Source organism: Bacillus sp. CH_70 (genome assembly GCF_038007045.1).
In the GTDB taxonomy this organism is placed as follows: domain Bacteria; phylum Bacillota; class Bacilli; order Bacillales; family Bacillaceae_G; genus Bacillus_A; species Bacillus_A cereus.
Window position 1 is genome coordinate 2,163,702 of sequence record NZ_JBBOWL010000001.1, and the last position, 24,712, is coordinate 2,188,413.

A 24,712-nucleotide genomic window follows, 5' to 3' on the forward strand; every position below is an offset into this window, starting at 1 on the left:
CAAAAATCGCTAGAAAACTAGGGATTTTTTTAATTATAGGCAAATACACATACAAAGTGATAATTGTCCTACATAAATTATAAAGGAAAGATACTTTGAATCTGAGGAAAGGAGTGCCACTTCGGGATAGGGATATCCCGATAGTAATTGTGAATGAAGTTATGAAAAGGTTTTGTGTTATAGGCTGTAGGATGAATTTGTAAACTTCATTTTTCTATTTATTTTAGCAATTGACAGTATTAACCCATAAGAGAGCGTCATGACGAACTGATTAGTGTGGTTAATCGGTTCTTTTTTTATAGTTTAAAACTGAAAAGTTTACATAATGAATAGAAATCTGAATTGATTAGTAAGGTGGGTGTCGAAATTTGTTTTAAAATATGCAATTTAAAGTAGGATAATAGGAAGGAGTTTAACGGGAGTTCCGTCGAAGTGTACAGAATGTCGGCATTTAAGGGCAGCTGGCATTATGCTATAAAAACATTTGGTGATGTAGTCATTTCATATAAAAGGGAGGGTTATTTGGGCGTATAGAAAAGGGTTGGTCTTCGCTTTGAGTTCTGAATTTTCTGTTTTATAAATATTTTTAAGCACTCATTTGTATATTTTATAATAGTTTTTTGATAAATTCACTGCTTTTGCAGAGGATTCTTTTTTATGAAAGAAACGTCAATTTTCTTCATATATATATACAAATTGGAGAAATGGGGGAGCGCTATGCGCGATTACTTAATTAAACCACTTGTTGGTCAGCCGTATCCAATGATTTCACATGGAAAAGGTGTTTATTTGTATGATCAAAATGGTAATAAATATTTTGATGGTTCGTCAGGAGCAATTACGGCAGGTATTGGGCATGGCGTAAAGGAGATTGCAGACGTTATTAAAAAGCAAGCTGAGGAGATTGCTTTTGTTTATAGATCACAGTTTACGAGTGAACCAGCTGAAAAATTAGCAAAGAAGTTAAGTGATTTAAGTGTAGGAGATTTGAACTGGAGTTTCTTTGTAAATAGTGGTACGGAAGCAAATGAAACAGCTATGAAAATTGCAATTCAGCATTTTCAAGAGCGAGGTATTCAAGGGAAACATAAAATATTATCAAGATGGATGAGTTATCACGGTATTACGATGGGTGCGTTATCGATGTCTGGTCACCCACTACGTAGACAACGTTTCGTATCTATTTTGGAAGATTATCCGACTATACCAGCTCCATATTGTTTCAGATGCCCTGTTCAAAAGGTATATCCAACTTGTCAGCTGGCATGTGCGACTGAACTAGAAAGATCAATTGAAAGAATTGGTGCAGAGCATATTGCTGCTTTTATTGCTGAGCCGATTATCGGAGCAGCTGGAGGCGCGGTTGTTCCGCCGAAAGACTATTATAAAGTCATTAAAGATATTTGCGACCATTACGATATTTTATTTATTGCGGATGAAGTGATGACTGGGCTTGGTCGTACTGGAGCATGGTTTGCAATGGAGCATTGGGGTGTAGAACCGGATATCATGACACTTGGTAAAGGGTTAGGAGCGGGATATACACCGATGGCAGCGACAGTTGTAAGTGATCGTGTTATGGAACCAATATTACGTGGGTCACGTTCAGTAATGAGCGGTCATACGTTAAGTGCCAATCCATTGTCTGCAGCAACGGCTTTAGCTGTTATTGAATATATGGAGAAACATAATCTCCCTGAAAAAACAGCAGAAAAGGGAGAGTATTTAATAAAAGGCTTACAGAAAGTTCAGCAACAATCGACAATCATTGCTGATGTGCGCGGAAAAGGGTTGCTAATCGGAGTAGAATTGCAACCGTTTACAAAAGCGTCGGAGCTTATTTCAGTTGCAGCTAAAAATGGCCTACTTTTATACCAAGCAGTTTCAGGGCAAGCAGGAAAAGAAGATAGTGCACTGCTTGTAGCACCGCCAATGACAACTACATATTCCGAGTTAGATGAATTACTTTCAATTTTCTCTAAAAGTGTGGAAGAGATGATGCAAAAAGGAGGGCATAGTATCGCATGACAACTATTACAAATACATTCGGTAAATTAAAAGAAATTGAGGAAGTAATTTCTTTGTTCCATGATGATATGACATTAATGTTTGGGGGATTTGGAGGGATTGGATCCCCTCCATCTTTAATACAGGCAATTTTAGAAAAAGGCGTTACAAATTTAAATTTGATTGGAAATGACACTGGATTCCCTGATGTAGGTATCGGTCGTCTTGTTACAAATGAAAGAGTTAAATCACTAATTACTTCTCATATTGGCTCCAACCCAAATGCAGGAAGGCAACTAAACGAGGGAAGATTACAAATTGAGTTTTCTCCGCAGGGAACATTAGCAGAGCGCATTCGCGCTGGTGGCGTTGGTCTTGGTGGTGTTTTAGTTGATGTTGGTGTTGATACGATTGTGGAAGAGGGAAAACGAACAGTTGAAATGAATGGTAAGACCTACTTAGTTGAAACAGCATTAACTGCTGAAGTTTCAATTGTATATGCGAAAAAGGCAGATCCGTTTGGTAACCTTGTATTTGACAAAAGTGCACGAAATATGAATCCTCACGTAGCGATGGCTGGGGATATAACAATTGTAGAAGCAGAAGAAATAGTCCCGCTTGGAAGTTTAGATCCAGAGGAAATTGTCGTTCCAGGTGTTTTCGTAAATTATATTGTACCGTCGGAAGGAGTGAACTGGAAATGGGTATGGGCGTAGAAGTGAGGGATAAGATTGCTAGGCGAGCGGCGAAAGAAATACAAAATGGCATGATTGTAAATTTAGGTATTGGCATACCATCGCTTGTACCAAATCATTTGCCTAACGATATAAATGTTATGTTTCATGCGGAAAATGGAATCGTCGGTATGGGACCAACGCCAAGTAAAGGGAATGAAGACGAAAATTTGTGTAACGCGGCAGGTTTACCAACTTCTCTTATAACAGGAGCGAGTTATTTCGATAGTTGTACAGCGTTTGGTATGATTCGAAAAGGTTTGCTAGACATAACGATTCTTGGTTCATTACAAGTAAGTGAAAACGGTGATTTAGCAAACTGGATTGTACCTGGAAAACGTGTTCCAGGTATTGGTGGAGCAATGGATTTAGCACAAAAAGCGAAGCGGGTCGTTGTTGTGATGAATCATGTTGATAAGTACGGAAATGCAAAAATTATTTCAGAGTGTACATTGCCATTAACTTCAAAGAAATGTGTAGATTTAATTATTACTGATATGGCGGTCATGGAGGTAACTCCGAGTGGACTTATATTACAAGAATTAATGAGCCCATACACAGTAGAAGATATAAAACGACATACAGAAGCTGATTTTCAAATTAGTTCTAACTTACTAGTAATTGAATGAAGGGAGATGTAATATATGGAGCAATTAAAAAAGCAAGTTTGTGATTATATTGAGAGCCATGAAGAGGAAAGTGTGAAATTTTTAAAACGATTAATTCAAGAAAAGAGCGTATCTGGTGATGAAAGCGGTGCGCAGGCGATTGTGATTGAAAAATTACGTGAATTAGGTTTAGACCTCGATATATGGGAGCCTTCTTTTTCTAAAATGAAAGATCATCCTTATTTTGTATCACCCCGTACAAGTTTTTCAGATAGCCCAAATATTGTAGCAACTTTAAAAGGAAGTGGCGACGGGAAATCTATGATATTAAATGGGCATATTGATGTAGTTCCAGAAGGGGATGTGAATCAGTGGGAACATCATCCTTATAGCGGTGAGAAGATAGGAAATCGTATATATGGCCGTGGAACGACGGATATGAAAGGTGGAAATGTCGCACTCATGCTTGCGATGGAAGCGATTATTGAATCTAGCATTGAATTAAAAGGAGACATCTATTTTCAAAGTGTAATAGAAGAGGAAAGTGGCGGAGCAGGGACATTAGCAACTATATTACGAGGATATAAGGCAGATGGTGTCATTATTCCAGAGCCTACTAATATGAAGTTTTTCCCGAAACAACAAGGTTCCATGTGGTTTCGTTTACGTGTAAAAGGGAAAGCTGCACACGGTGGAACGCGTTATGAAGGGGTTAGTGCAATTGAAAAAAGTATGTTTGTTATAGAACATGTAAGAAAGCTAGAGGAGAAAAGAAATAGTCGAATTACAGATCCGTTATTTAAAGGGATTCCGATTCCAATTCCAATTAACATTGGGAAAATTGAAGGAGGGAGTTGGCCAAGTTCTGTTCCAGATGAATTAATTTTAGAAGGAAGATGCGGTGTTGCGCCGAATGAGACTATAGAGGCGGCAAAAGAAGAGTTTGAGAATTGGATTGTTGAATTAAATGATGTGGACAATTGGTTTGTTGAAAATCCAGTAGAAGTAGAGTGGTTTGGAGCGAGATGGGTTCCTGGTGAATTAGAAGAGAATCATGAACTCATTACAACACTTCATCACAACTTTGTTGAAATCGAAGGGAACGAACCAATTATTGAAGCATCTCCGTGGGGGACTGATGGAGGTTTATTTACACAAATTGCAAACGTACCAACAATAGTATTTGGTCCAGGAGAGACGAAAGTAGCACACTATCCAAACGAATATATAGAAGTTGATAAAATGATAGCTGCCGCAAAAATTATTGCATGTACATTACTAGATTGGTGTGAGGTGAAAAAATGAAATACTATGAATCTTTTAGAGAACAGACGAATTGTTATACAGTAGAAGGCGTTTTAGATTATTTTAATAAGCGTATTCGGGTAGATCACTATACAGGAAATGTTGAAAGTATTATACAGACAATTGACGAACTAGCAGAGGAACATTCTTTCACTAAATGTATTATTAAAGGAAAGGGAGAGCATGTTTCAACATGGCTCTCTTTCGGTTTTTTGTTGGAAGCAACGATACCTCATTATTTTCAAGGACACGATGCATACTTTTTTGTGAAATATAATAATGATGAAAGACGAAATAGTATGCATTGGACTGAGGAAGATACTATATTAAGCGGTGTAAAAGGAAAAGAAATAAAAGAAAAAGTAGTTCCAGAGAAATTTTTGCTGAGAAAAGCGACTGAAGAAGATGCAGAAGAATTAGCAACTGTATTCGGAAAAGTATTTGAAGTGTATCCGACACCTTTAAATGAAGCGAGTTATGTATTACAGACGATGAAAGAAGACGATACAATTTACTACGTATATGAATATGAGGGGAAAATTATTAGTACAGCATCTGCAGAAATGAATATAAAAGAAGGGAATGCAGAATTAACGAATTGTGCTACTTTACCTGAATATCGTAAACATGGATTTATGAAAAGTTTACTAATTAAATTAGAGGAAGAGCTTCGAGAAAGATCTATTTTCTGCTCCTATACAATTGCTCGATCGCTTTCTTTCGGAATGAATGCTGCCTTTCATCAATTAGGTTATACGTATACAGGAAGACTGGCGAATAATTGCTACATTTTCGATAAGTTGGAAGATATGAATATATGGGTGAAAGATCTTTCTAGCTATTCGAAAGCAGTAAAACTTCCGCCTCAAAATTCGGCTGTAAAGCAAAACAGTTAGGTGGAGCTGGGTGTTCGAAAAGCTGTACTAATTAGAGTTTCGAGTTATCTAATGAAAATATAAAATTGGTCAAAATTATAGAACGGAATCGTCATGCTTACAATCGCACATAGGTGTGCCGAAAATTCGGCATGTAATTGCTGGATTTTCGGCAAGAGGGGGGATGACATTGCTAGCAGTTTCGACACAAGAAGTCATTGAAGCGATTTTGGGCAGTATTGATGAGGCTATACACGCTGTAGATGAGAATGGAATTACAATATTTTATAATTCTGTAGCTGCAAAACACGATGGATCGAAGATTGAAAAAGTGTTAGGGAAACATCTGTTAGAAGCGTTCCCGTCTTTATCAAGGGAAACGAGTACATTGATGAAAGTACTAGATACAAAAAAACCTATCGTACATCAAGCACAGCATTATCAAAATTTAAATGGTGAAGATGTTTGTACAGTAAATACGACGTTACCTATTTTTATAGATGGGAATATTGCTGGGGCTGTTGAAATTGCAAAGGATTACTCTACAATTCAAAAACTTACTGACACAATTGTTGACTTACAGTCGAAAATAAAGCGATCATCTAGAAAAAAAGTGATTAAAAAGCATGCTGCATTTGAGACGATAGTGACAAATGATACGCGGTTTAAACAGACGAAAGAGTTAGCACAAAAAGTAGCACCAACAGACGCAAATGTTTTAATATATGGTGAAACAGGAACAGGAAAAGAACTGTTCGTGCAAGCAATTCATGAAGCTTCTAAAAGAAAAAACAAGCCATTTATTGCACAAAACTGTGCAGCTTTACCAGAGTCGCTATTAGAAAGTTTATTGTTTGGAACGACAAAAGGAAGCTATACAGGAGCGATTGAAAGAGCTGGGCTATTTGAACTTGTTGATGGTGGTACATTATTTTTAGATGAACTGAATTCAATGCCTCTTGATTTGCAGGCAAAAATGTTACGAGTGTTAGAAGATGGAGTCATTAGAAGAATTGGTGATAATAAGACGAGAAAAGTAGATGTTCGTGTTATTACCGCAATGAACCAGCCTCCAGAAATATGTTTACGAGAGAATAAAATTCGCACTGATTTATATTATCGCTTAAACGTATTTTCATTATATATCCCACCGCTTCGTGAAAGAACTGAGGATGTACTATTATTAGCATCTTATTTTTTGAAAGAATATAATAAAAGTTATAAAAAAGGTGTACTTCAAATTGATGAGGAAGCGAAAGATAGACTGCAAGCTTATCAGTGGCCTGGAAATGTCCGAGAGTTAAAACATACGATTGAACATGCTGTTATTATTGCAGAAGGGAATACATTAACAGCCAATTGTTTACCACGTACATTTCGGAAAGAGAATTTTTCGAAGAAGAAGGGTATAATGCCACTTAGAGAAGCACTTCATCAAACAGAAAAAGAATTAATAGATCAAGCGTTGATTGAAACGGAAGGGAATATATTACAAGCCGCAAAAATGTTAGGTATCCCTCGTCAAACGCTTCAATATAAACTGAGCAAGTACGACAAAACCGCCGAATAATCGGCGGTTTTTGTGTGTTTGCACGAATAAAAGAGCGTTTACATATATAAAAAGTAATGAATATGATGTTAAGTATTGATTTCATACAACGCTTAAAAATATTTTTTCGCTTATGTAATAGGGTTCTCCGCACATTTACTTATCAACAATGTAAAGTTGGCATAACTATTGCTTATATAAAGGATGAGCGTATAAAAAGGGGGAATAGCAATGTTACATGATGTATACAAACCAAATCGTCACTGGAAGGATATCGAATTATGGAAAGATGTTACTGAAGAGCAATGGAATGATTGGGTTTGGCAATTAACGAATACGATCAAAACGTTAGATGACTTAAGAAAAGTAATTAACTTAACACCTGAAGAAGAAGAGGGCGTTAAAATTTCAACGAAAACGATCCCGTTAAACATTACACCGTACTATGCTTGGCTAATGAATCCTGATGATCCACGCTGTCCGATTCGGATGCAATCAGTACCGATTTCGGAAGAGTTATATAAAACAAAATATGATTTAGAAGATCCGCTTCACGAAGATGAAGATTCACCAGTTCCAGGGCTAACACATCGTTATCCGGACCGTGTACTATTCTTAGTAACAAATCAATGTTCTATGTATTGTCGTTACTGTACACGCCGTCGTTTTAGTGGACAAATTGGAATGGGTGTACCGAAGAAACAATTAGATGATGCGATTGCTTATATTAGTGAAACACCACAAGTACGAGATGTATTAATCTCCGGTGGTGATGGACTTCTAATTAACGATAAAATTTTAGAATATGTATTAAAAAATTTACGAGAGATTCCGCATGTTGAGATTATTCGTATCGGAACGAGAGCACCAGTAGTATTCCCACAACGTATTACAGAAAATTTATGTAACATTATTAAAAAATACCATCCAGTATGGTTAAATACACATTTCAATACATCTATTGAAATTACTGAAGAATCGAAAAAGGCATGTGAAATGTTAGCGAATGCTGGTGTTCCAGTCGGAAACCAAGCAGTAATTTTAGCTGGTATTAACGACAGCGTCCCAATTATGAAAAAACTTATGCATGACTTAGTAAAAATCCGTGTACGTCCATATTACATTTATCAATGTGATTTATCTGAAGGTATCGGTCACTTCCGTGCACCAGTATCTAAAGGTCTTGAAATTATTGAAGGTTTACGTGGACACACATCTGGTTATGCTGTTCCGACATTCGTTGTTGATGCGCCAGGTGGAGGCGGTAAAATTGCACTTCAACCAAACTATTTAATCTCACAAAGTGCAGATAAAGTTGTACTTCGTAACTTTGAAGGTGTTATTACGACGTATCCAGAGCCAGAGAGCTATATTCCAGGAAGAGCGGAAGGATACTTTAAAGAGATTTATCCGAACTACGAAGAAAAACGTTCAGATGTTGGTATCGCAGGTCTTATGAGCGATAAGAAATTTAACCTCGTTCCAGACGACTTACAGCGTATGAACCGTCGTAAAGACTATGAAGATAATGATACGCATGCATCTTTAAAAGATAAACGTGATAAGCGTGATCAATTAAAAGATAAAAAATATCAAGCACAAATGGCTAAATTAGAAGAAAACGACAAAAAAACTGAGGGTGATGCAGTATGAATTGTATGTGGTGTGACAGTACAGAAGCGAAAGAAAGCTTGAATACTGTATATTGGGAATTACCAGATGGTACGAAAGCCATTGAAATCCAAAAGACACCATGTATTTCTTGTTCCTCGTGCGGGATGGACTATCAATCAGACCATACAGTAAAAGAAATTGAAGATCAATTATTTTTAATTTATACGAAAGATTTACCAAAACAACTAACATATGAAGAATTAATGGGAAGACCACGTCTATTAAAAAGAAATTATTTCGACTTTTAACCAGCTTTTATGCTGGTTTTTTTCTTTTTTGCCTTGTATAATGTACCCAAGCTAGAAAGGTAGGGAATATTTTTGAAAAAAACATTTTACCATTATATGATGAAGCATCGTGCAGCTTTATTTAGAAATGAAATTTCAGATTTAGCAGAGGCGATGTATGATGATTTAAGTTTTCCGAAGCAATCTGAAGACTATGATGAAATTAGTTCATACTTAGAGTTGAGCGGAATGCTAGAAAGTATGTCTATATTTGATGAAGCCTGGGATTTATACATACAAGATAGATAAAAACTATTTGAAAACATACAGAATACATTACTTTGTTTAAAGTGAAGTATTCTGTATGTTTTTTTATACGAAATTTGTTGATTTGAAGCTAGTCTAGTTACTAGCTTTTTTTTGAGTGTAACGTAAATTTTATAAGATTATAATTTTTATTGAAAAAATTTATGAATATAAGCTTCTGTGATAAGCGTTTTTATGTAGGTTGCATATACTGATATCAAAATCACGACGTCAAAAAAAGGAGAGATAGAGATGGCAAGAAAAAAACAACCTAAATACAACGTAGGGGACATAGTCGTGATTACGCTATATGGAACCGTTGGGAAAATCACAAATATGAAGGTTTTAGATGGAGTTTATGTATACGAAGTCAATAATCACGATGGATTTTATGTAGAGCAAACGCTGCAGCACGTTACAGAGCAAGATATGAAAAAGGGCGATACGGAGTGGATTGAATTAAATTATAATTTCACGTTTGGTGATCTTGTGCAAGTAACTGGATATGATAAAGATGTTTTCCGTATTGTTGGTTTTCGTACAGAAGTATGGAGATATAAGAATGACGCCTGGGAAGATACAATTTATGAATTGTCACGGATTACGGATGGTGAATGGTTAGAAGCGGATGAGTCAGATTTAACGTTACTTGCGAATGCTCAAACGGCAAATGCAATTTTGAAGAAACTGAAACAAGATAAAGCAGGTATGAATAAATTAGATTTAGGTAAGTTAAAGTCAATTAACAACTCGAAAAAAGTGAGTGTTAAGACGAATCGTCAAGAAATCATTGATGGGTTACTTGATATTTATAACGATTATCAATTATTGTTCGATACATTTAAAGATGAAGAATATAAAATTGTAATGGATGTTGTTCATAATTATTTAGTTAAATTGACAGAGAAAAAATAGTTAACTAGAAAGAGAGAATAAATTGAACAACAACATATGCAGTATAAGGTATGCCTACAACTATTAAAAAAATAAAAAGCCACTTTATAAGAGAGTCTGCCCATTGATCTTCATGCATGAACTCTTCTTTTGTTTGTCCTACTTCATATTGATTTTCCATTATTATTTCCCCCTTTGAATAGCTTGTACTACAATCGTATGCATCTCGTCCAAAGCTTATGACCTATAAAAAAATAAAATCTATTTTTCTAATCTCATATACATAATTTTGAGATTTTTTCATAAAACAGAAATAAAGGAGTGATGCTCATGAAGGAAATTGAAGTCGTGATTGATACGGAAGAGATTGCGGAGTTTTTTTATGAGCAACTAATTGAAAGAGGGTACGTCCCAAAACGAGAAGAAATTGAAGATCTCGCAGATATTACATTTGAGTATTTATTAGAGAAATGTATGATTGATGAAGTTTTTGATGAAGAGGATGAATGAAAGTAACGACGGGCATAACTCGTCGTTTTTTACTCTTTACAAACCTGTCACAAATATAGTCAATAATTATTGGTATAATGAAAAGGAAATTTTACTCAAGAGGTGAAGGAATGTTCAAAAAAATTATTGATTCTTTATTAGGAAAGAAAAAATATCGTTCGTATTCAAGTAGTGATTATCGTCGTAGAGGGCGCTCTTATTCAAGTAGCGATTATAAACGACGTTCATCTGGTTATGGACATCAACATTATAAAAGAAAACGTAAAAGCCGTAGCTTCTTTTCAAGTAGCTGATGAAATGGCGTCGTGTACTAGCTTTATTTGATAGACCACTGCGAAAAAATACAATTGTTGCAGAACGTTATAAAATTGAATCAGTAATTGGAATGGGCAGTTATGGGGTTACATATGTCGTTAATGATTTACAAATAAATAGATATAAAGTCTTAAAACAATTAAGACAAAGTAAACAAAGATATGAGTCTGGTAGAAAATCATTTGAACAAGAGAAAATGATTTTACAAACATTGAATCATCATGCAATTCCTAGTCTATATGATCATTTCATATGGGAGAAAAAGAGCTTCTTTGTAATGGAGTACATGCCTGGTAAAAATTTTGAAGATTATATTTTCATAGATGGGTATGTATATACAGAACGTGAAGTTTTTGAGATTTTATATGAAATATTAGAAATTGTATCGGTGTTTCATAGTGAAGGCATTATTCATCGAGATTTACGCATTCCAAACATACTAATGAAAGAAAATCAAATTAGTATTATTGATTTTGGATTGGCTAAATGGAAAGGTGAGGATGATGAGCGAGCTACAACTTACGAAGGTGAACAAGCTTTGATGCGAGAAGTTCACTTTCGTAGTGACTTTTATGCGCTCGGTCATTTCTCATTATTTTTATTATATGCAGGATATGAATCTAATGAAAAAAAGGAAAAACCATGGTACGAAGAATTAACTTTGGAAAATTATAATCGCGAAATTCTTATGCGAATGTTACAAATAAAAACGCCGTACTATGAGAATGTACAAGATTTAAAACAAGATGTAGCTTCTGCTTTAGAAAGGATGGAGACTCCATGTTTCAAAAGTTTTTAGCAAGCGTTGGTATTGGAAGTGCAAAGGTAGATACTGTTCTTGAAAAAGATGAGTATATTGTTGGGGAAGAAATAGTTGGAAAGGTTCATATAACTGGAGGTTCAGTTAGCCAACAAATTGAAAGCATTTACTTAACATTATCGACGTCTTATGTACGAGAAGTGGATGATAAAAAAGTAACAGCAACGTATGATTTAGAGCGAGTACGCTTAACAGAACCTTTTTCTGTAGAACCGAATGAAAAAGTTGAAATTCCATTTTCTTTTCCAATGCCAATTGAAGCACCACTTACACTTGGTATGAAAACGGTTTGGATTCATACAGGTCTTGATATTAAACGTAGTATAGACCCAAGTGACCGCGACTACGTTCAAGTGTTACCCAATGCATTATTAAGTAGTGTTTTAGATAGTGTAAATGAATTAGGGTTTAAAGCACGTCATATAGAATGTGAAGAATTACCGCACCGATTACGTAAGCAAGTTCCATTCGCACAAGAATTTGAGTTTATTCCGGTTTCTGGAGAGCACTATGGGAAATTAGATGAATTAGAATTATTAATCTTGCCACGTGCATACGACCGACTAGAAATTATTATGGAAGTAGATAGAAAATCCCGTGGTTTAGCTGGATTATTCGCTGAGGCGCTTGATCTTGATGAGAAGGTGATTCGTTTTACTGTAACAAGAGAAGATATCCCTGAGATGAAGCAAAAAATTAATAATTATATTTTTTAATAAACTATGCATAAAAAAGAAATGGAGAGGAAAACTAAAACAACCGCTCCATTTTTTTGCATAGTGAGGTTATGTATGTGAAACGATATCGACATTTATACTTGCTAAGTTTTACGTTACTCATTTGTTTTGTCGTATTATCACTTTCGTATCATACCGCTTGTATTGAGAATTTTGACAATATAGTCGCACATTTTATTCAAAGCTTTCGAAACGATTATTTGACGACCTATTTTACTTGGGTGTCTTTTATCGGTTCAAAAAGAATATATTTTCCATTACTCATTATTCTTGTAATGTATTTTCTCGTTAGAAAAAAGTTGCTTAGTGCGTTACTTCTAACAATTAATTACTATGGATCTCGTTATTTAAACAGTATGCTTAAACTATGGTACGAACGAGCAAGACCTGATGTCACCCAGCTTGTTACTGCAACTGGATATAGTTTTCCGAGCGGTCATACGATGAATGCTACTGCTTTTTTAGGATTTATTGCATACGTCACAATTACTGAAGATCGTATTTCATTGCATAAAAAATTATTAATTATTCTTATAGCAAGCTTTGTTGTATTATCTATTTCAGTTAGCCGAATATATCTTGGCGTGCACTATCCATCTGACGTATTAGCAGGATGGGCAGCTGGCGGTAGCTGGCTCGTTTTATGTGTTATATTTCATAAAACGTTCATAAAAAAAGAACCTATGTCATAATAGGTTCTTTTTTCATTGGCTCAACATGAATGTGTGCATGGTAAATTCCGAACTTTTTGCGAAGCATAGCCTCGATATTGTCAGTAATACAGTGACTTTCTCCAACATCCATACGAGCATCTACTTCAATTGTAATATCAACATACGTTTGATTCCCGTACATACGTGCTCGAATATCTACAATGTTTTCCACACCGCCAATATGCTCAATAGCATCAGCGTATTCCTCCATTTTATCAGGATCAATTCCATCTGTTAGCATATGAGAAGATTCTACGAAAATCTCCCATGCAGTTTTACAAATAATAAGACCAACAATTAAAGCGGCAATAGGGTCTAAAATAGGCATTTGGAACTGAGAACCGACAATACCTACTACAGTACCAATACTTACGAGTGCATCTGATAAATTATCCTTTGCAGCGGCTTCTAATGATTTACTTTTTGTTCGTGCTGCAATTTTTTTCGTATACAAATACACGCAGTACATAACGACAGCAGAAAATAAAGCAACCCATGCAGCGAGTACATTAGGTGCTGCTTGTTTCGGATTTAAGAAAGATTGAATGGCACTAATAACAACTTCTAATCCGACTGTTGCCATAATGAAGGACGCAACAAGTGATGCGATTTGTTCGGCCCGCGAATGCCCATACGGATGATCTGGGTCACGAGGTTTACGAGATATTTTTAGACCAATTAATATCGCTAAAGAAGCACCGATATCCGTTAAGTTATTTAAACCGTCAGCACGTAATGCACTAGAGAGGGTAATATAACTGATGATGATTTTCATAGAGGATAAAAATATGTAGGCCATAATGCTGACAATAGCACCTTTATCAGCTTCTTTATGAGAAAGAGTATCCATTTTAATCACTCACCTTTCTTTAAAGGAATTCTTTCTATAAATAGAGTATCAAACGAAAGTCGTGTGGGTCTATACAAACATTGTTGACGTTTTATAGCTTTTTAAGAAGGGGATAACAAAGTTTCGTGAAGGAAAAATATGTTGAAAAGTACAAAGTCAGGGTGTAAACCGAATTGGAGTTTATTTACTAAAGAGATAGGAGGGTAGATGGATGAAGAAACGAATACTTTTCTTACTATGTATTATTCTTATAATGACAAGGTGTAATTCATTAAACGATGAAAAACGTCAAAAGATAAGTGTGAAAATAGATGAAAGCCCTCTGAAAAATATTTTCCAGAGGGCTTTTATTTTAGTATGCTTCTAAAAACTCAGTAACTTGCTCTTCAGTTTTTGCGTTAGCACTATGTAAGTGGCCTAACTTCTCACCATTTTGGTATACAAGTAAACTTGGAATACCCATTACTTGATACTCTTCAGCGATACTTGGAAACTCATCTTTATTAATAGAATACCATTCAAATTTATTGAACTCTTCCATTACATCTCCGATAAAGTTGTCCATACGTACGCAATCTGGGCACCATGTAGTAAAGAACTTAACAACTACAGGCTCCTCGCTTGCGATGATGTCTTTGAATTCTTGTTCTGTTTTAATTTCTTTCATAAGTAAAACTCCTTTCAATATCACACGAATTTATATGCAAAATTCGTATTTGCAAACATGTTGCAAACTTATTATTTGTTTTTTAGTTTTGTAGTTCGTTCACACTTATAAAATTGTATGTAACATGACTGCGCTACTAAGTGTGAAAATAACGAAACCTCACTTTTCTTTATAAGCTTTTTCCAGGATTGTGTCAAACTTTTGAATTTTATACAGAAATTAAAGAAGCCCACACTTTGATTGAGTATGGGCAGAGGGACTAAAATTAATCGCTTATTAATTTCGAATAGATATTTAAATCGATAAGCTTTCCAGCTGATTTTTCGCTCTTTCTCAGAGTACCTTCAAAAGTAAAGTTTAATTTTTCTAATACTTTTATGGAATTTACATTTGCAGGTTCAACTTTTGCTTCAACACGATTTAGTTTTAGATGTGTAAAAGCATAATCTAATAAAGAGGATATTGCTTCAGGTGCATATCCTTTACCCCAAAATGTTTTTGAAATATCATAGCCAATCTCAGTCTTTGAGTTTTCAAAATCTAAGGAATTATAGCCACATGAACCGATAATGTGATTAGATTCTTTTTCAATAATAGTAAAACGTATAGCTTTATTATTTTGAGCGAGTTCGTTAAGGAATTGAATCATATCTTTTGCCTGGTTCTCATCAGTGAAATTACTTATATTCATGAATTTAGTAACATCAGGATCAGATCATATTTTAAACATACTTAGTGAATCAGATGCTTTCATTTTCCTTAAATATAATCTCTGTGAGTGTAGTTCTGTAATCAATACTTTTACCTCCGTTATGTTGTAATGATAGGTAGATTAAAAATATTGATATCTGCGCATAATTCAGTCCCTTCTAGATTAATTAACTTTTATTATACAAGAAAATTACTACATTGAACAAAGGCGTTAATTGGAGGTAACGAAATGACAAACTCATCAATTGAATATTGCGTTCAGTGTGATTAAGAAAGTGGTGTATAAAGATGGGACGAGATGAGAGTTACTTCCAAACTAAAAAAAGAGTAGATAATTTAAAAACATTTTACATTCATTTAACCATCTACATACTAGTCAATCTGATGCTTTTTTTACTTTTTAAGTAGTGAATTAGCTATTTTTTATTTTAATTACAAAAATTGAATAAGGTTAGAAATTATATGGTTGTAATGGGAATTAAGGGATATGAATAAAAAAATTTATCCCGCATTAACGAGCAGTAAGATCCTCACCTCAAAATTCAGCGGAAGCAAAGAAGTTAGGTGGAGTCGGGCTGCCCGTAAAAGCCCGATTGGTGAGGGCTGATTAAAGTTTCACTTTATTAGGGATTTGCCTTAAACATTTATTACAGTCAAGAATATTTATAATAATATGAACTAAAAAAGGTCCAATTTTTGTAATGTTGGAGGGGATTATTGTGGACATAACTCAAAGCGTATCAAGAATAGTGGTTAATGGGAAAGACCTTTCTTTCACTTCAGTTCAAACCTCTGCATGGAATCATGGACCTGTAAATGATTTAATCGTTACGACGAATCAGAGAGTGAATGAGCTTTATCAATTCATGTGGTCACAAGTACCGGTTACGATTTCGGTATATTTCCTTCAAGGAGCGGATTTACTTAGGTTCGTTAGGGTTGCGGGAATTAATGAGCGTGTAACAGGAGAATATGTATATCATTTCATTTGGTGATAAGAAGGAGTCAAAGTAGTCTAGCAGCTACTTTTTTATTTTGTCATTTGAATATAAGCGAGCGGACTAGCTTTATAGTACCCACTGAAATAAAGAATCATAATATAATTTGTAATAACTTATACGGAAGTGAGTTGAAAATCATGTTTTATTCATATTTTAATTCTGAAACTGGTATGCGACCAGCGTATGGTACATCTATAACGTATAGTGGAGCACAAAGTACAATCCAAGCTATTCAACAAGCATTGCAAATGCAACAACAATTGCAAATGCAGCAGCAAGGTGTACAACCGTATTATTCATCCGTAGAGTATTTTTACCCAGTACATCAAGTTACACCGTACGGAAGTTCTTTTCTGACTATTCCATATGGGACTGTATACAACTTATAACTAGTAAGGAATGAAGTGGTGTATATAAATAAGGGTGCAGGTTAATAGCGCCCTTATGAATAATAAAAATAGCTAGTCCAAACCTTATAAATCAATCTTACATAATATGTAGTAATAAGTTTGAAAGGGGAATTAGTATGTCTTGTTATTACTACTGTAAGTATTGTAAGGAGTATAAAAAGAAGCATCATGATTGTTGTAAGAACACTTGTAAGTGCCATGATAACAAGGACAATCTTGTTAGAGCATCCGCATTTAGAGCTAGAAATACAGTAAATCAAAATGTTCCTGCTAATACTTTTGTGAAAGTGTTATTTCAAAATGAACAATTTGATTTAGCGAATGAGTATAATCCAGCAACATCTATTTTTATGCCGAAGACTAAAGGAGTATATTCTATTATTGGAACGATTGGTTTCTTTCCAAACGATCCAACTTTAAATTATAGAGCGCGTGTAGAAATTCGTGTAAATGGAAACGCAGCGATAGCTATAGATAATGACTTTTTTGGTCCAATAAGTTTTGGAAATGTAGTAAGTGTTTCGACGATTGTTCAATTGAATGCAGGGGATGAAGTTGAGATTTATGCACAAAGTAGTATAGATGGAGTTTTAAGTCCTTTAGAAGATGGTGCACATTTTGAAGCGGCAAGATTTCCTTCTCCAATTAAATAAAGTCATTAAACAATGAGTTTACAGAAGCTTAAAGGTAAACCCTCACCGAAATGGTGAGGGTTTTTTACTCTATTAAAAATAGTAACAGGTCGTCCAAGCTATTCTAATCTATATAGCATACTATGTAAAAATAAGTGTAAAGGGGGACTAACTATGTCTTATTATTACTGTAAGTATTGTAAAGATTACAAAAAGGAAAGTCATGATTGTTATAGGAAAAGTAGTAAATGTGATAGGAAGTATGTAAAGGTGAAGTGTTGTGATGATAAGAAAGAGGAGCTTGTAAGGGCATCGGCATTTAGAGCTGTGAATACAGTTAATCAACCTGTTCTAGCAAATACTCCTGTTAAAGTATTATTTCAAAATGAACAATTTGATCTAGCGAATGAATATAATCCAGTAACATCCATATTCACGCCGAAAACTAGAGGGGTATATAATGTATTAGGAAATATAACATTTTCTCCAAATGATTTTAATGTGAATTACAGAGCTAGAGTAGAAATTCGTGTAAATGGAAATCCAGCAATAGCGATAGATAATGATTTCTTTGGAACAGGAGTATTTTTTAATAATGATGTTTCAGTAACTACTATTCTTCAATTAGAAGCAGGAGATTTAGTTGAAGTTTTTGCAGAAAGTAGTATTGCGGGCGTAATTATACAAAATGTTAATGGTTTAAATACGGTTCACTTTGAAGCAGCAAGATTTCCTTCTCCAATTAAATAAAACAGATCATTAAATATTTTTTAGTAGGTTTAGTTAATCCCCTTACCAAATGGTGGGGGATTATTATTGTTTTTCTAAAATATATAAGTAAATAGGTAAAGTATAGTTTAATTTTCAGAGGCTTCAACCTTCTTCAGGTATTGAACAAAATAATATGTAAATAAGTAACATGCTTCTGAAAACTCATTGTTAGTAAGTTTACTAGTTTTCTTATAGAACAAGAAAGACGGAATACATAAAAAATCGTATCATTACGTTTTTTTTACTATATAGAAATTACATATTGAACATAGATTTGTGTAGGCAATGCTAATACACTGAAAAGAATAACATAAAGGCGAGTACACTATATAAAAACAAAATCAATCCTAAGATGAGTAGTATTGGATGCAGCTTGAACATATTTGACCTCCTTGTGTATATAAAGAATTTTAATATATTGTTGGTCAATTTAGAAGGGGGACGGTTACATAAAAAAAGAGCATACATAAAAAGTACGCTCTAAAGAAAGATAGGTTTTATGAGTGGATAATCTCCATACGATAATATATGTTCTTTTAATAAAAATGTGTAAAAAATCAATGAATTATCAATGGAATATCATAAAATGTGTAATTTTAGTTTAGGAATGCATCTATTTTCTTTCTCAGTTATTTTAGGTAACAAATTTGTGAAAATCGTACATTATGCGGACTAACAACGGGATAGCGATCGTACTTCAGTCACATATTTCTTAAAGTCTGGATATTGCGTGATAGTTTGACATTTAGGGGTGCATAGTTGATTAATTATAGACACATTTGTAATTACTTCGTTACAAGGACCGAAAAATGTAACTTTTAGCTTTGAATTTGGTGGGATTTTGAACAAGATAGGTTTTTTTTCCATGAAATCAGCTCCTAATATTGAGTATTATAAGTTAAAGGATATAGAGTCGTATTAGTATAATATGAAATTTCAGTGGATTTGCTTATAATAAAGAATTTCATAGTAGTAAAAGTGCTTAAAGATGTAAAGGGGAAATTGAAAATACGAAGTAAAATGTTTAATTAATATAATCAATAAATACGCAAATGGTTAATATAACTAATGCATTTTTTAATTTGCTACATATTATGTTAGTAAGAATTGTATAAGGAGGTAGTATAAAATAGTGGAAGAAAATGTACAAGCTCAGCTTTCGCCACCATGGATCACATATTTTAATGAATTAAAAAATTCAATAGGTGCTGATCCAACTGTTACAGTTGGGCCGCTTATTCCTGTTGGTGGTAATTATATTATTTTAGTGCATGCGTTAAGTAATGAAAAAGCGAGAGCATTAGCAACGCTTTTAAAATCTTTTGTACAATTTGGGAATGTAAGTGTGACAGTTATTGTAACGAATAATGAGAATGAAATTGTAAATCCATTTCCTTGTCCACTAGATGCATTTGAAATAGCTCATTTATTTCAAGTAGCACTAGAAAATAATCCTTATTTTGAACAAGTTGTGGTACAGCCTCAGTTCCCTGGCGGACCGAATGTTGTCTTTCCGGTTTTCGCTGCGGAAGTCATTCAGTTTTTCAATGACGATATTTCTAACTTATGTCAAACGTTTACAGGTGTTGCTGCCAATGTATTTCGCGATGTAATGAATGATGAGGTTTGTGATAGCCCAATATTATTTTCTACAAGTTGTGTTATGAACAGTGAAAATACACAATTACAAAATAAAGATTTAACACCAAAATTGTTTTATTAGACTATAAAAAGACATTTTCATGAATAGAAAATGTCTTTTTTATGCACCAATAGTGTGCAGATTGGACAATTGTAGGTTAGTAGGAATAATCTTCAATTAATTAAAAAATTTCTGAATCTAAAATTTCATGGAAAGATAGTAATTTTGACTTAAGAAGATATAGAAAATGAGGAATGATTTATATTAGCTGAAAGGGAATTGATATTGGAAGTTTTAATTTAATAATGTAGGGGGATTTTTTCTAATATCCGTAAAAATGATTGATACCTTGATTGATAGGACGAGATTACATAACAAATGAATAGTAGGGTATATTTCAAATATGAGAATGTTTTATATGGTATATATGTTAAAGTTAATAGAAATATTTCTGAAAGAGAATATATTTTTTAAAACAGTAACGATTCTTTTTATTTATATTATAGATAGCTAGTTTTAGAGAGATAAGGTTTACAATAAAACAAGCTATGAATAAGACATTAAAAAGGAGCTGGAATGTATGGGTTATATTGTAGATATTTCAAAATGGAATGGAACTATCAATTGGGATATTGCAGCATCTCAGCTAGATTTAGTGATTGCTAGAGTTCAAGATGGCTCTAATACGGTGGATTTTATGTATCAAAATTATGTTAGTGAAATGAAAAAGTATAGTATCCCATTCGGTAATTATGCTTTTTGCCGTTTTATATCTATTGCTGATGCAAAAAAAGAGGCACAAGATTTTTGGAATCGTGGTGATCAATCAGCTAAGTTTTGGGTGGCGGACGTAGAAGTTCAAACGATGGCAGATATGCAAGGCGGGACACAGGCATTTATTGATGAATTACGCCGTTTAGGTGCGGAAAAAGTAGGATTATATGTAGGGCATCACATGTATTTATCATTTGGAGCACGTAATATTGAAGCTGATTTCGTATGGATCCCTCGTTATGGAGGGAATAAGCCAGCATATCCATGTGATATTTGGCAATATACGGATTCAGGGAATGTTCCTGGGATTGGGAAATGTGATCTGAATCGATTAGTAGGAAATAAGTCACTTTCTTGGTTTATAGATTCGAACAAAGCAAATCAATCTAACATAGTGTATAAACAGCAACCGAATGGCATTGGTATTGCAGTTTCGAAATATCCTGATGGATACGGAATAAATTTATATGAGAATCCCATGAATCCTCAATTTACAGGTGCACTCACTCAGAAAATTCCATATTTAATCTTAACAGGTTATTGGGGAGGCGGTGAGCAAGATATGATTTGTTTAGGGAACGATAAGCAGTGGGTATATTTAAAACATTTTAAGGTGAAATGGTTTTATGCAACTTCGAAATATCCTGTCGGCTACAGAGTAAATTATTATGAAGAGCCTGAATGTATGAATTATAAAGGAAATATAGATGGATCGACATCTTTTCGAGTGTGGGGTAGAGTGGGAAATGCGGTAGATATCGGGCAGAATAGTTGGATACCTGAAGAACATGTAGGTATTAAGTAACTATAGCAGCCGTATTGTTTTTGAGGTGTATGTAAAGAGTCTTCTTACTATACATAATAGTAAGAAGACTCTTTATGTTTAAAAATGGAAATGCATGATACATAGTCAACTCATATGAAATGAATTACATGCAGAAAACACACTGTTTTCACAATGCCTGTGTATAGTTAATTTGCATAATGATAAAAGTGAGGTATTTGAATTGAAAAAGAAAAAAATATTTATTGGAACAATTATTTCATGCGTGATGCTAGCATTATCTGCATGTGGTTCTTCAGACAACGTAGTAACATCAAAAGTAGGAAATGTTACAGAGAAAGAATTAAGTAAAGAATTAAGACAACAATATGGAGAAAGTACTTTATATCAAATGATGTTAAGTAAGGCATTGTTAGATAAATATAAAGTTTCGGATGAGGAAGCAAAAAAGAAAGTAGAAGAAGCAAAAGATAAAATGGGTGAGAACTTTAAATCAACTTTAGAACAACTTGGATTGAAAAATGAAGATGAATTAAAAGAAAAAATGAAGCCAGAAATTGCATTTGAGAAAGCGATTAAAGCAACAGTCACAGAAAAAGATGTGAAAGATAACTATAAACCAGAAATGAAAGTAAGTCACATTTTAGTGAAAGATGAAAAGACAGCTAAAGAAGTAAAGGAGAAAGTAAATAATGGTGAAGATTTTGCTGCCTTAGCAAAACAGTATTCAGAAGATACTGGTTCAAAGGAACAGGGCGGGGAAATATCTGGTTTTGCTCCTGGACAAACAGTGAAAGAATTTGAGGAAGCTGCGTATAAATTAGATGCAGGCCAAGTAAGTGATCCAGTTAAAACAACTTACGGTTACCATATTATTAAAGTGACGGATAAAAAAGAATTGAAGCCATTTGATGAAGTAAAGGAAAAAATTCGTAAAGATTTAGAACAACAAAGACTACAAGATACGACAGGTAAATGGAAACAACAAGTAGTCAATGATTTATTGAAAGATGCTGATATTAAAGTGAATAATAAAGAATTTAAAGATACATTTAAATTTCTAGAAAAGAAATAATGATTGTAATCATAATTAGAAAAGGGAACTCATATAGAGTTCCCTTTTCTAATTAGTGTGTGAGTTATAAATAGATAGTAAGACAATACAATATTACATTTAAATATTAAGAATTACAATGGAAAATAATGGATGATAATTAAAGGTGCTATAACTATTTCAACGAAAGTGGATATTATACGGTTTTCATTATGCAAGTTTGTTACATATATTTATTCTTTAATAATGGATATCGAACATAATTTAAAAAATAATACATATAATGTTTTTGAATAAATATTTAATATGGATAATTAGTAAAAAGCTGAGCATTCGAATGGAAAGGATGTTCTTTTTGGTGTGAAAATTTTAGGATAAATAATGAATCGTATTAAACGCGTCATTTACCACATCAATAAATTAAGGTGGGGAGAATATATGAAAGTAATCTTTCAAGGAGAGGGCGGCGCGAAAATTTTTGAGTCATATGATGAAAATGTAAGTGATTTATTAGCTATATTAAAAGAAACGAAAGGGATTAAAATCGGAATTGTTGAGTATAAAGTGTTAAAGTACGAACTTAATTATTTTCGTCATCCGAAAAAAGCGGATACAGAGAGAGAGTTACATATAATAGTACAACCTAAGTATATGTAATGAAATATAATAATAAAAATCACTGATTCAGTTTTGTAAAGTTTCATAGAGTATGTAAGAAAAGAGAGTGTTGTAAATGCTCTCTTTTCTTATGCTTTGTGAGTTCGTTCATCATAGTATATGTGTTCAGTTATAGATGGTTAATAAACGAAAAAATTTAAAACTTTTTTGTTTAGGCAGGGATTTTATATTTAAGTAAACAAATATACTATGAAGTATTTTTTATACGAATATTGGAGGAGTATAAAATGAGTTTAGCAAGTTACATAGGCTGTAATGTAGAAATTCCGTTAACGGAGCCCGATTCTAATGATGTAATTGTTTTTGGATCATGTTTTGCAGATGAAAGTATGCTTGAAATGGTACAAGAGTATCAATTCCAAACAAATTACATATATGAGGTTTCAACTAGTTGGGGAATTGAACTTGTCGAGTGGCAAAACGTAAAGGAAAAAAAAGAAGCGAAAGAAAAACTTTTAACTTTATGCAAGATTATGGAAGATGGAGACTATATCGAATTATTCAGTTGTTGGGTTGGTGATGAAGATAAGGAACGAGTAGGGGAATTGAAATTAAAAATAAATCATTTTAATATAGATGAATTATGTATTCCAGAAAGAACATTAGTTAGGATAGAAAAATAAACATTGAAATATTTTTTAAGAAAAGGCGATTTCACTTTGTGTGAAGTCGCCTTTTAGTTGTTATATGCATTTTACATAAGAAATGAGAAGCTTATTTGATAAAGGAAAAAAGTATGGAGATAAATAAAATTATGTTTTTTGTTAAAAAATAATAAGTATGGCTCTTCTCAAAAGAACGTAAGTTCGTGTATAATAAGAACGAATGTTCTTTTGAGAGGTAACCTAATTATAGTTTAGAAGTAAATCCGAGTTTAGTGCGTATTAAAAATAACTAAGGGATAGTATGGCTAAATAAATGTATAAATGATCAAGGAGATAAAAATGAACGATGTAAAGATACAAAAAGAAGAAAGAGAGTGGGTTCCGTTTACAGTAATATCCGAACAACTTTTAAATATGAGAAAGATTATTGGAGAGAAATTAAAAGTACAAAAACCGCTTTTAACAAACGAAGCAAAAGAGAGAATTTCTGATAAATTATTAACGTCATTACTGTCTGAGAAAGAAATATTGGTAACATATTTTGAAGATGGTTACATACTAACAAACTACATGACTGTTGTACATATCAATCCGGTAAAACAAATTGTAATTTGTACAGACGCCTTTTATAAAACTTACGTATTTAACGCTATGGATATTATTGAAATAACGTAAAAGAAGCTGAATATTAAATGGCAGCTTCTTTTATTTCTGATTTATGAGACAAATAATACAAGAAAAAGCAGCTAGCTTCGTGCTAGCTGCTGAGCCCCAGGGAAAGGGAGAAAAAGATAGGGTACTCCAAAATCAACAAGAGCTGTCAAACAGCCTGATTATAGTATAGACAAATTAAAATTTT

At 33.7% G+C, this 24,712-nt stretch carries 29 protein-coding genes and 2 pseudogenes; 26 read left to right on the top strand and 5 right to left on the bottom strand.

Going from position 1 to position 24,712, the window contains the following annotated elements:
- Positions 1-717 precede the first annotated feature (717 nt).
- The 10 genes from N2V79_RS11115 (at position 718) to N2V79_RS11160 (ending at position 10,200) form a co-directional block, all read left to right on the top strand.
- The gene (locus N2V79_RS11115) at positions 718-2,028 is read left to right on the top strand and encodes an aspartate aminotransferase family protein (RefSeq protein WP_001205877.1); all 1,311 of its coding nucleotides are present in this window, start codon (positions 718-720) and stop codon (positions 2,026-2,028) included.
- Positions 2,025-2,723 (top strand): acetate CoA-transferase subunit alpha, encoded by a 699-nt coding sequence (gene atoD / locus N2V79_RS11120; RefSeq protein ID WP_000208107.1) that lies wholly within the window; start codon positions 2,025-2,027, stop codon positions 2,721-2,723. The genes N2V79_RS11115 and atoD overlap by 4 nt, the downstream gene beginning before the upstream one ends.
- Positions 2,708-3,370: a CoA transferase subunit B gene (locus tag N2V79_RS11125; RefSeq protein ID WP_053564592.1), complete on the top strand. Its 663-nt coding sequence runs from the start codon at positions 2,708-2,710 to the stop codon at positions 3,368-3,370. The genes atoD and N2V79_RS11125 overlap by 16 nt, the downstream gene beginning before the upstream one ends.
- 15 nt (positions 3,371-3,385) lie before the next feature.
- Positions 3,386-4,654 (top strand): peptidase, encoded by a 1,269-nt coding sequence (locus N2V79_RS11130; protein WP_000436691.1) that lies wholly within the window; start codon positions 3,386-3,388, stop codon positions 4,652-4,654.
- Positions 4,651-5,550 carry a putative beta-lysine N-acetyltransferase gene (gene ablB / locus N2V79_RS11135; RefSeq protein WP_000878589.1) on the top strand — a complete coding sequence of 300 codons (900 nt, stop codon included), beginning with the start codon at positions 4,651-4,653 and terminating at the stop codon, positions 5,548-5,550. Before N2V79_RS11130 ends, ablB begins: the two co-directional genes overlap by 4 nt.
- Positions 5,551-5,713: 163 nt before the next feature.
- Positions 5,714-7,099: an arginine utilization transcriptional regulator RocR gene (gene rocR / locus N2V79_RS11140; protein WP_023521852.1), complete on the top strand. Its 1,386-nt coding sequence runs from the start codon at positions 5,714-5,716 to the stop codon at positions 7,097-7,099.
- A 210-nt stretch (positions 7,100-7,309) separates the two neighbouring features.
- On the top strand, positions 7,310-8,731 hold the full coding sequence (gene ablA / locus N2V79_RS11145; protein ID WP_000902145.1) for a lysine 2,3-aminomutase: 1,422 nt from the start codon (positions 7,310-7,312) through the stop codon (positions 8,729-8,731).
- Positions 8,728-9,000, top strand: coding sequence for a YokU family protein (locus N2V79_RS11150; protein WP_000995766.1), 273 nt, complete (start codon positions 8,728-8,730; stop codon positions 8,998-9,000). Before ablA ends, N2V79_RS11150 begins: the two co-directional genes overlap by 4 nt.
- Before the next feature lie 72 nt (positions 9,001-9,072).
- Entirely contained in the window at positions 9,073-9,288 is a 216-nt protein-coding gene (locus N2V79_RS11155) for a YozE family protein (RefSeq protein ID WP_000750717.1), read from the top strand.
- 249 nt (positions 9,289-9,537) lie between these two features.
- A complete protein-coding gene (locus tag N2V79_RS11160) occupies positions 9,538-10,200 on the top strand; it encodes a hypothetical protein (RefSeq protein ID WP_000101498.1) in 663 nt (220 codons plus the stop codon).
- A 4-nt stretch (positions 10,201-10,204) separates the two neighbouring features.
- On the opposite strand, the gene N2V79_RS11165 is transcribed toward N2V79_RS11160, so the two are convergent.
- The gene (locus N2V79_RS11165; RefSeq protein WP_000431486.1) at positions 10,205-10,360 is read right to left on the bottom strand and encodes a DUF3930 family protein; all 156 of its coding nucleotides are present in this window, start codon (positions 10,358-10,360) and stop codon (positions 10,205-10,207) included.
- Between the two features lie 149 nt (positions 10,361-10,509).
- Between N2V79_RS11165 and N2V79_RS11170 the strand changes: the two genes are divergently transcribed.
- From N2V79_RS11170 to N2V79_RS11190, 5 genes are all read left to right on the top strand, one after another.
- Positions 10,510-10,689 carry a YozD family protein gene (locus N2V79_RS11170; protein ID WP_000658451.1) on the top strand — a complete coding sequence of 60 codons (180 nt, stop codon included), beginning with the start codon at positions 10,510-10,512 and terminating at the stop codon, positions 10,687-10,689.
- A 110-nt stretch (positions 10,690-10,799) separates the two neighbouring features.
- Positions 10,800-10,982, top strand: a complete 183-nt coding sequence (locus N2V79_RS11175) for a hypothetical protein (protein WP_000473371.1) — start codon at positions 10,800-10,802, stop codon at positions 10,980-10,982.
- Entirely contained in the window at positions 10,982-11,803 is an 822-nt protein-coding gene (locus tag N2V79_RS11180) for a serine/threonine protein kinase (RefSeq protein ID WP_069355539.1), read from the top strand. Before N2V79_RS11175 ends, N2V79_RS11180 begins: the two co-directional genes overlap by 1 nt.
- A complete protein-coding gene (locus tag N2V79_RS11185) occupies positions 11,785-12,540 on the top strand; it encodes a sporulation protein (RefSeq protein WP_000486625.1) in 756 nt (251 codons plus the stop codon). Before N2V79_RS11180 ends, N2V79_RS11185 begins: the two co-directional genes overlap by 19 nt.
- Before the next feature lie 77 nt (positions 12,541-12,617).
- Positions 12,618-13,253: a phosphatase PAP2 family protein gene (locus tag N2V79_RS11190; RefSeq protein WP_000833369.1), complete on the top strand. Its 636-nt coding sequence runs from the start codon at positions 12,618-12,620 to the stop codon at positions 13,251-13,253.
- Here the strand turns inward: N2V79_RS11190 and N2V79_RS11195 are convergent.
- The 3 genes and pseudogenes from N2V79_RS11195 to N2V79_RS11205 form a co-directional block, all read right to left on the bottom strand.
- Positions 13,243-14,124, bottom strand: a complete 882-nt coding sequence (locus N2V79_RS11195) for a cation diffusion facilitator family transporter (RefSeq protein ID WP_000380385.1) — start codon at positions 14,122-14,124, stop codon at positions 13,243-13,245. The genes N2V79_RS11190 and N2V79_RS11195 overlap by 11 nt on opposite strands.
- 352 nt (positions 14,125-14,476) lie before the next feature.
- Positions 14,477-14,791: a thioredoxin family protein gene (locus N2V79_RS11200; RefSeq protein ID WP_000658787.1), complete on the bottom strand. Its 315-nt coding sequence runs from the start codon at positions 14,789-14,791 to the stop codon at positions 14,477-14,479.
- 265 nt (positions 14,792-15,056) lie between these two features.
- A pseudogene (locus N2V79_RS11205) lies at positions 15,057-15,587 on the bottom strand (GNAT family N-acetyltransferase).
- Between the two features lie 203 nt (positions 15,588-15,790).
- On the opposite strand from N2V79_RS11205, the pseudogene N2V79_RS11210 reads away from it, so the two are divergent.
- The 5 genes and pseudogenes from N2V79_RS11210 to N2V79_RS11230 all read left to right on the top strand — a co-directional run.
- Positions 15,791-15,901 (top strand): annotated as a pseudogene (locus N2V79_RS11210) (2TM domain-containing protein); the annotation flags it as partial.
- A gap of 320 nt (positions 15,902-16,221) precedes the next feature.
- Positions 16,222-16,497, top strand: a complete 276-nt coding sequence (locus tag N2V79_RS11215) for a hypothetical protein (RefSeq protein WP_000355695.1) — start codon at positions 16,222-16,224, stop codon at positions 16,495-16,497.
- 143 nt (positions 16,498-16,640) lie between these two features.
- On the top strand, positions 16,641-16,892 hold the full coding sequence (locus tag N2V79_RS11220) for a DUF3947 family protein (protein ID WP_053564577.1): 252 nt from the start codon (positions 16,641-16,643) through the stop codon (positions 16,890-16,892).
- Positions 16,893-17,029: 137 nt separating this feature from the next.
- Positions 17,030-17,566 carry a C1q-like domain-containing protein gene (locus tag N2V79_RS11225; RefSeq protein ID WP_002183539.1) on the top strand — a complete coding sequence of 179 codons (537 nt, stop codon included), beginning with the start codon at positions 17,030-17,032 and terminating at the stop codon, positions 17,564-17,566.
- A gap of 153 nt (positions 17,567-17,719) precedes the next feature.
- Complete coding sequence (locus N2V79_RS11230; protein ID WP_053564576.1) at positions 17,720-18,295, top strand: hypothetical protein; 576 nt, start codon at positions 17,720-17,722, stop codon at positions 18,293-18,295.
- Between the two features lie 693 nt (positions 18,296-18,988).
- On the opposite strand, the gene N2V79_RS11235 is transcribed toward N2V79_RS11230, so the two are convergent.
- Positions 18,989-19,183 carry a hypothetical protein gene (locus N2V79_RS11235; RefSeq protein WP_075716934.1) on the bottom strand — a complete coding sequence of 65 codons (195 nt, stop codon included), beginning with the start codon at positions 19,181-19,183 and terminating at the stop codon, positions 18,989-18,991.
- A 265-nt stretch (positions 19,184-19,448) separates the two neighbouring features.
- Between N2V79_RS11235 and N2V79_RS11240 the strand changes: the two genes are divergently transcribed.
- From N2V79_RS11240 to N2V79_RS11265, 6 genes are all read left to right on the top strand, one after another.
- Positions 19,449-20,039, top strand: a complete 591-nt coding sequence (locus tag N2V79_RS11240) for a hypothetical protein (RefSeq protein WP_023521858.1) — start codon at positions 19,449-19,451, stop codon at positions 20,037-20,039.
- Between the two features lie 499 nt (positions 20,040-20,538).
- Entirely contained in the window at positions 20,539-21,537 is a 999-nt protein-coding gene (locus tag N2V79_RS11245) for a glycoside hydrolase family 25 protein (RefSeq protein ID WP_069355545.1), read from the top strand.
- A 202-nt stretch (positions 21,538-21,739) separates the two neighbouring features.
- Positions 21,740-22,591 carry a peptidylprolyl isomerase PrsA gene (locus N2V79_RS11250; protein WP_000727352.1) on the top strand — a complete coding sequence of 284 codons (852 nt, stop codon included), beginning with the start codon at positions 21,740-21,742 and terminating at the stop codon, positions 22,589-22,591.
- Positions 22,592-23,008: 417 nt separating this feature from the next.
- The gene (locus N2V79_RS11255; RefSeq protein ID WP_000864277.1) at positions 23,009-23,227 is read left to right on the top strand and encodes a hypothetical protein; all 219 of its coding nucleotides are present in this window, start codon (positions 23,009-23,011) and stop codon (positions 23,225-23,227) included.
- Between the two features lie 248 nt (positions 23,228-23,475).
- Entirely contained in the window at positions 23,476-23,871 is a 396-nt protein-coding gene (locus tag N2V79_RS11260; protein WP_340719855.1) for a hypothetical protein, read from the top strand.
- A 321-nt stretch (positions 23,872-24,192) separates the two neighbouring features.
- Positions 24,193-24,528, top strand: coding sequence for a YolD-like family protein (locus N2V79_RS11265; protein WP_002093988.1), 336 nt, complete (start codon positions 24,193-24,195; stop codon positions 24,526-24,528).
- Positions 24,529-24,712 lie beyond the last annotated feature (184 nt).

Coding starts and splice junctions, on each gene's coding strand:
- N2V79_RS11115 (WP_001205877.1), top strand. CDS start 718: ATGCGCGATTACTTAATTAAACCACTTGTTGGTCAGCCGTATCCAATG.
- atoD (WP_000208107.1), top strand. CDS start 2,025: ATGACAACTATTACAAATACATTCGGTAAATTAAAAGAAATTGAGGAA.
- N2V79_RS11125 (WP_053564592.1), top strand. CDS start 2,708: ATGGGTATGGGCGTAGAAGTGAGGGATAAGATTGCTAGGCGAGCGGCG.
- N2V79_RS11130 (WP_000436691.1), top strand. CDS start 3,386: ATGGAGCAATTAAAAAAGCAAGTTTGTGATTATATTGAGAGCCATGAA.
- ablB (WP_000878589.1), top strand. CDS start 4,651: ATGAAATACTATGAATCTTTTAGAGAACAGACGAATTGTTATACAGTA.
- rocR (WP_023521852.1), top strand. CDS start 5,714: ATGACATTGCTAGCAGTTTCGACACAAGAAGTCATTGAAGCGATTTTG.
- ablA (WP_000902145.1), top strand. CDS start 7,310: ATGTTACATGATGTATACAAACCAAATCGTCACTGGAAGGATATCGAA.
- N2V79_RS11150 (WP_000995766.1), top strand. CDS start 8,728: ATGAATTGTATGTGGTGTGACAGTACAGAAGCGAAAGAAAGCTTGAAT.
- N2V79_RS11160 (WP_000101498.1), top strand. CDS start 9,538: ATGGCAAGAAAAAAACAACCTAAATACAACGTAGGGGACATAGTCGTG.
- N2V79_RS11165 (WP_000431486.1), bottom strand. CDS start 10,360: ATGGAAAATCAATATGAAGTAGGACAAACAAAAGAAGAGTTCATGCAT.
- N2V79_RS11170 (WP_000658451.1), top strand. CDS start 10,510: ATGAAGGAAATTGAAGTCGTGATTGATACGGAAGAGATTGCGGAGTTT.
- N2V79_RS11175 (WP_000473371.1), top strand. CDS start 10,800: ATGTTCAAAAAAATTATTGATTCTTTATTAGGAAAGAAAAAATATCGT.
- N2V79_RS11180 (WP_069355539.1), top strand. CDS start 10,982: ATGAAATGGCGTCGTGTACTAGCTTTATTTGATAGACCACTGCGAAAA.
- N2V79_RS11185 (WP_000486625.1), top strand. CDS start 11,785: ATGTTTCAAAAGTTTTTAGCAAGCGTTGGTATTGGAAGTGCAAAGGTA.
- N2V79_RS11195 (WP_000380385.1), bottom strand. CDS start 14,124: ATGGATACTCTTTCTCATAAAGAAGCTGATAAAGGTGCTATTGTCAGC.
- N2V79_RS11200 (WP_000658787.1), bottom strand. CDS start 14,791: ATGAAAGAAATTAAAACAGAACAAGAATTCAAAGACATCATCGCAAGC.
- N2V79_RS11220 (WP_053564577.1), top strand. CDS start 16,641: ATGTTTTATTCATATTTTAATTCTGAAACTGGTATGCGACCAGCGTAT.
- N2V79_RS11225 (WP_002183539.1), top strand. CDS start 17,030: ATGTCTTGTTATTACTACTGTAAGTATTGTAAGGAGTATAAAAAGAAG.
- N2V79_RS11230 (WP_053564576.1), top strand. CDS start 17,720: ATGTCTTATTATTACTGTAAGTATTGTAAAGATTACAAAAAGGAAAGT.
- N2V79_RS11235 (WP_075716934.1), bottom strand. CDS start 19,183: ATGGAAAAAAAACCTATCTTGTTCAAAATCCCACCAAATTCAAAGCTA.
- N2V79_RS11245 (WP_069355545.1), top strand. CDS start 20,539: ATGGGTTATATTGTAGATATTTCAAAATGGAATGGAACTATCAATTGG.
- N2V79_RS11255 (WP_000864277.1), top strand. CDS start 23,009: ATGAAAGTAATCTTTCAAGGAGAGGGCGGCGCGAAAATTTTTGAGTCA.
- N2V79_RS11260 (WP_340719855.1), top strand. CDS start 23,476: ATGAGTTTAGCAAGTTACATAGGCTGTAATGTAGAAATTCCGTTAACG.
- N2V79_RS11265 (WP_002093988.1), top strand. CDS start 24,193: ATGAACGATGTAAAGATACAAAAAGAAGAAAGAGAGTGGGTTCCGTTT.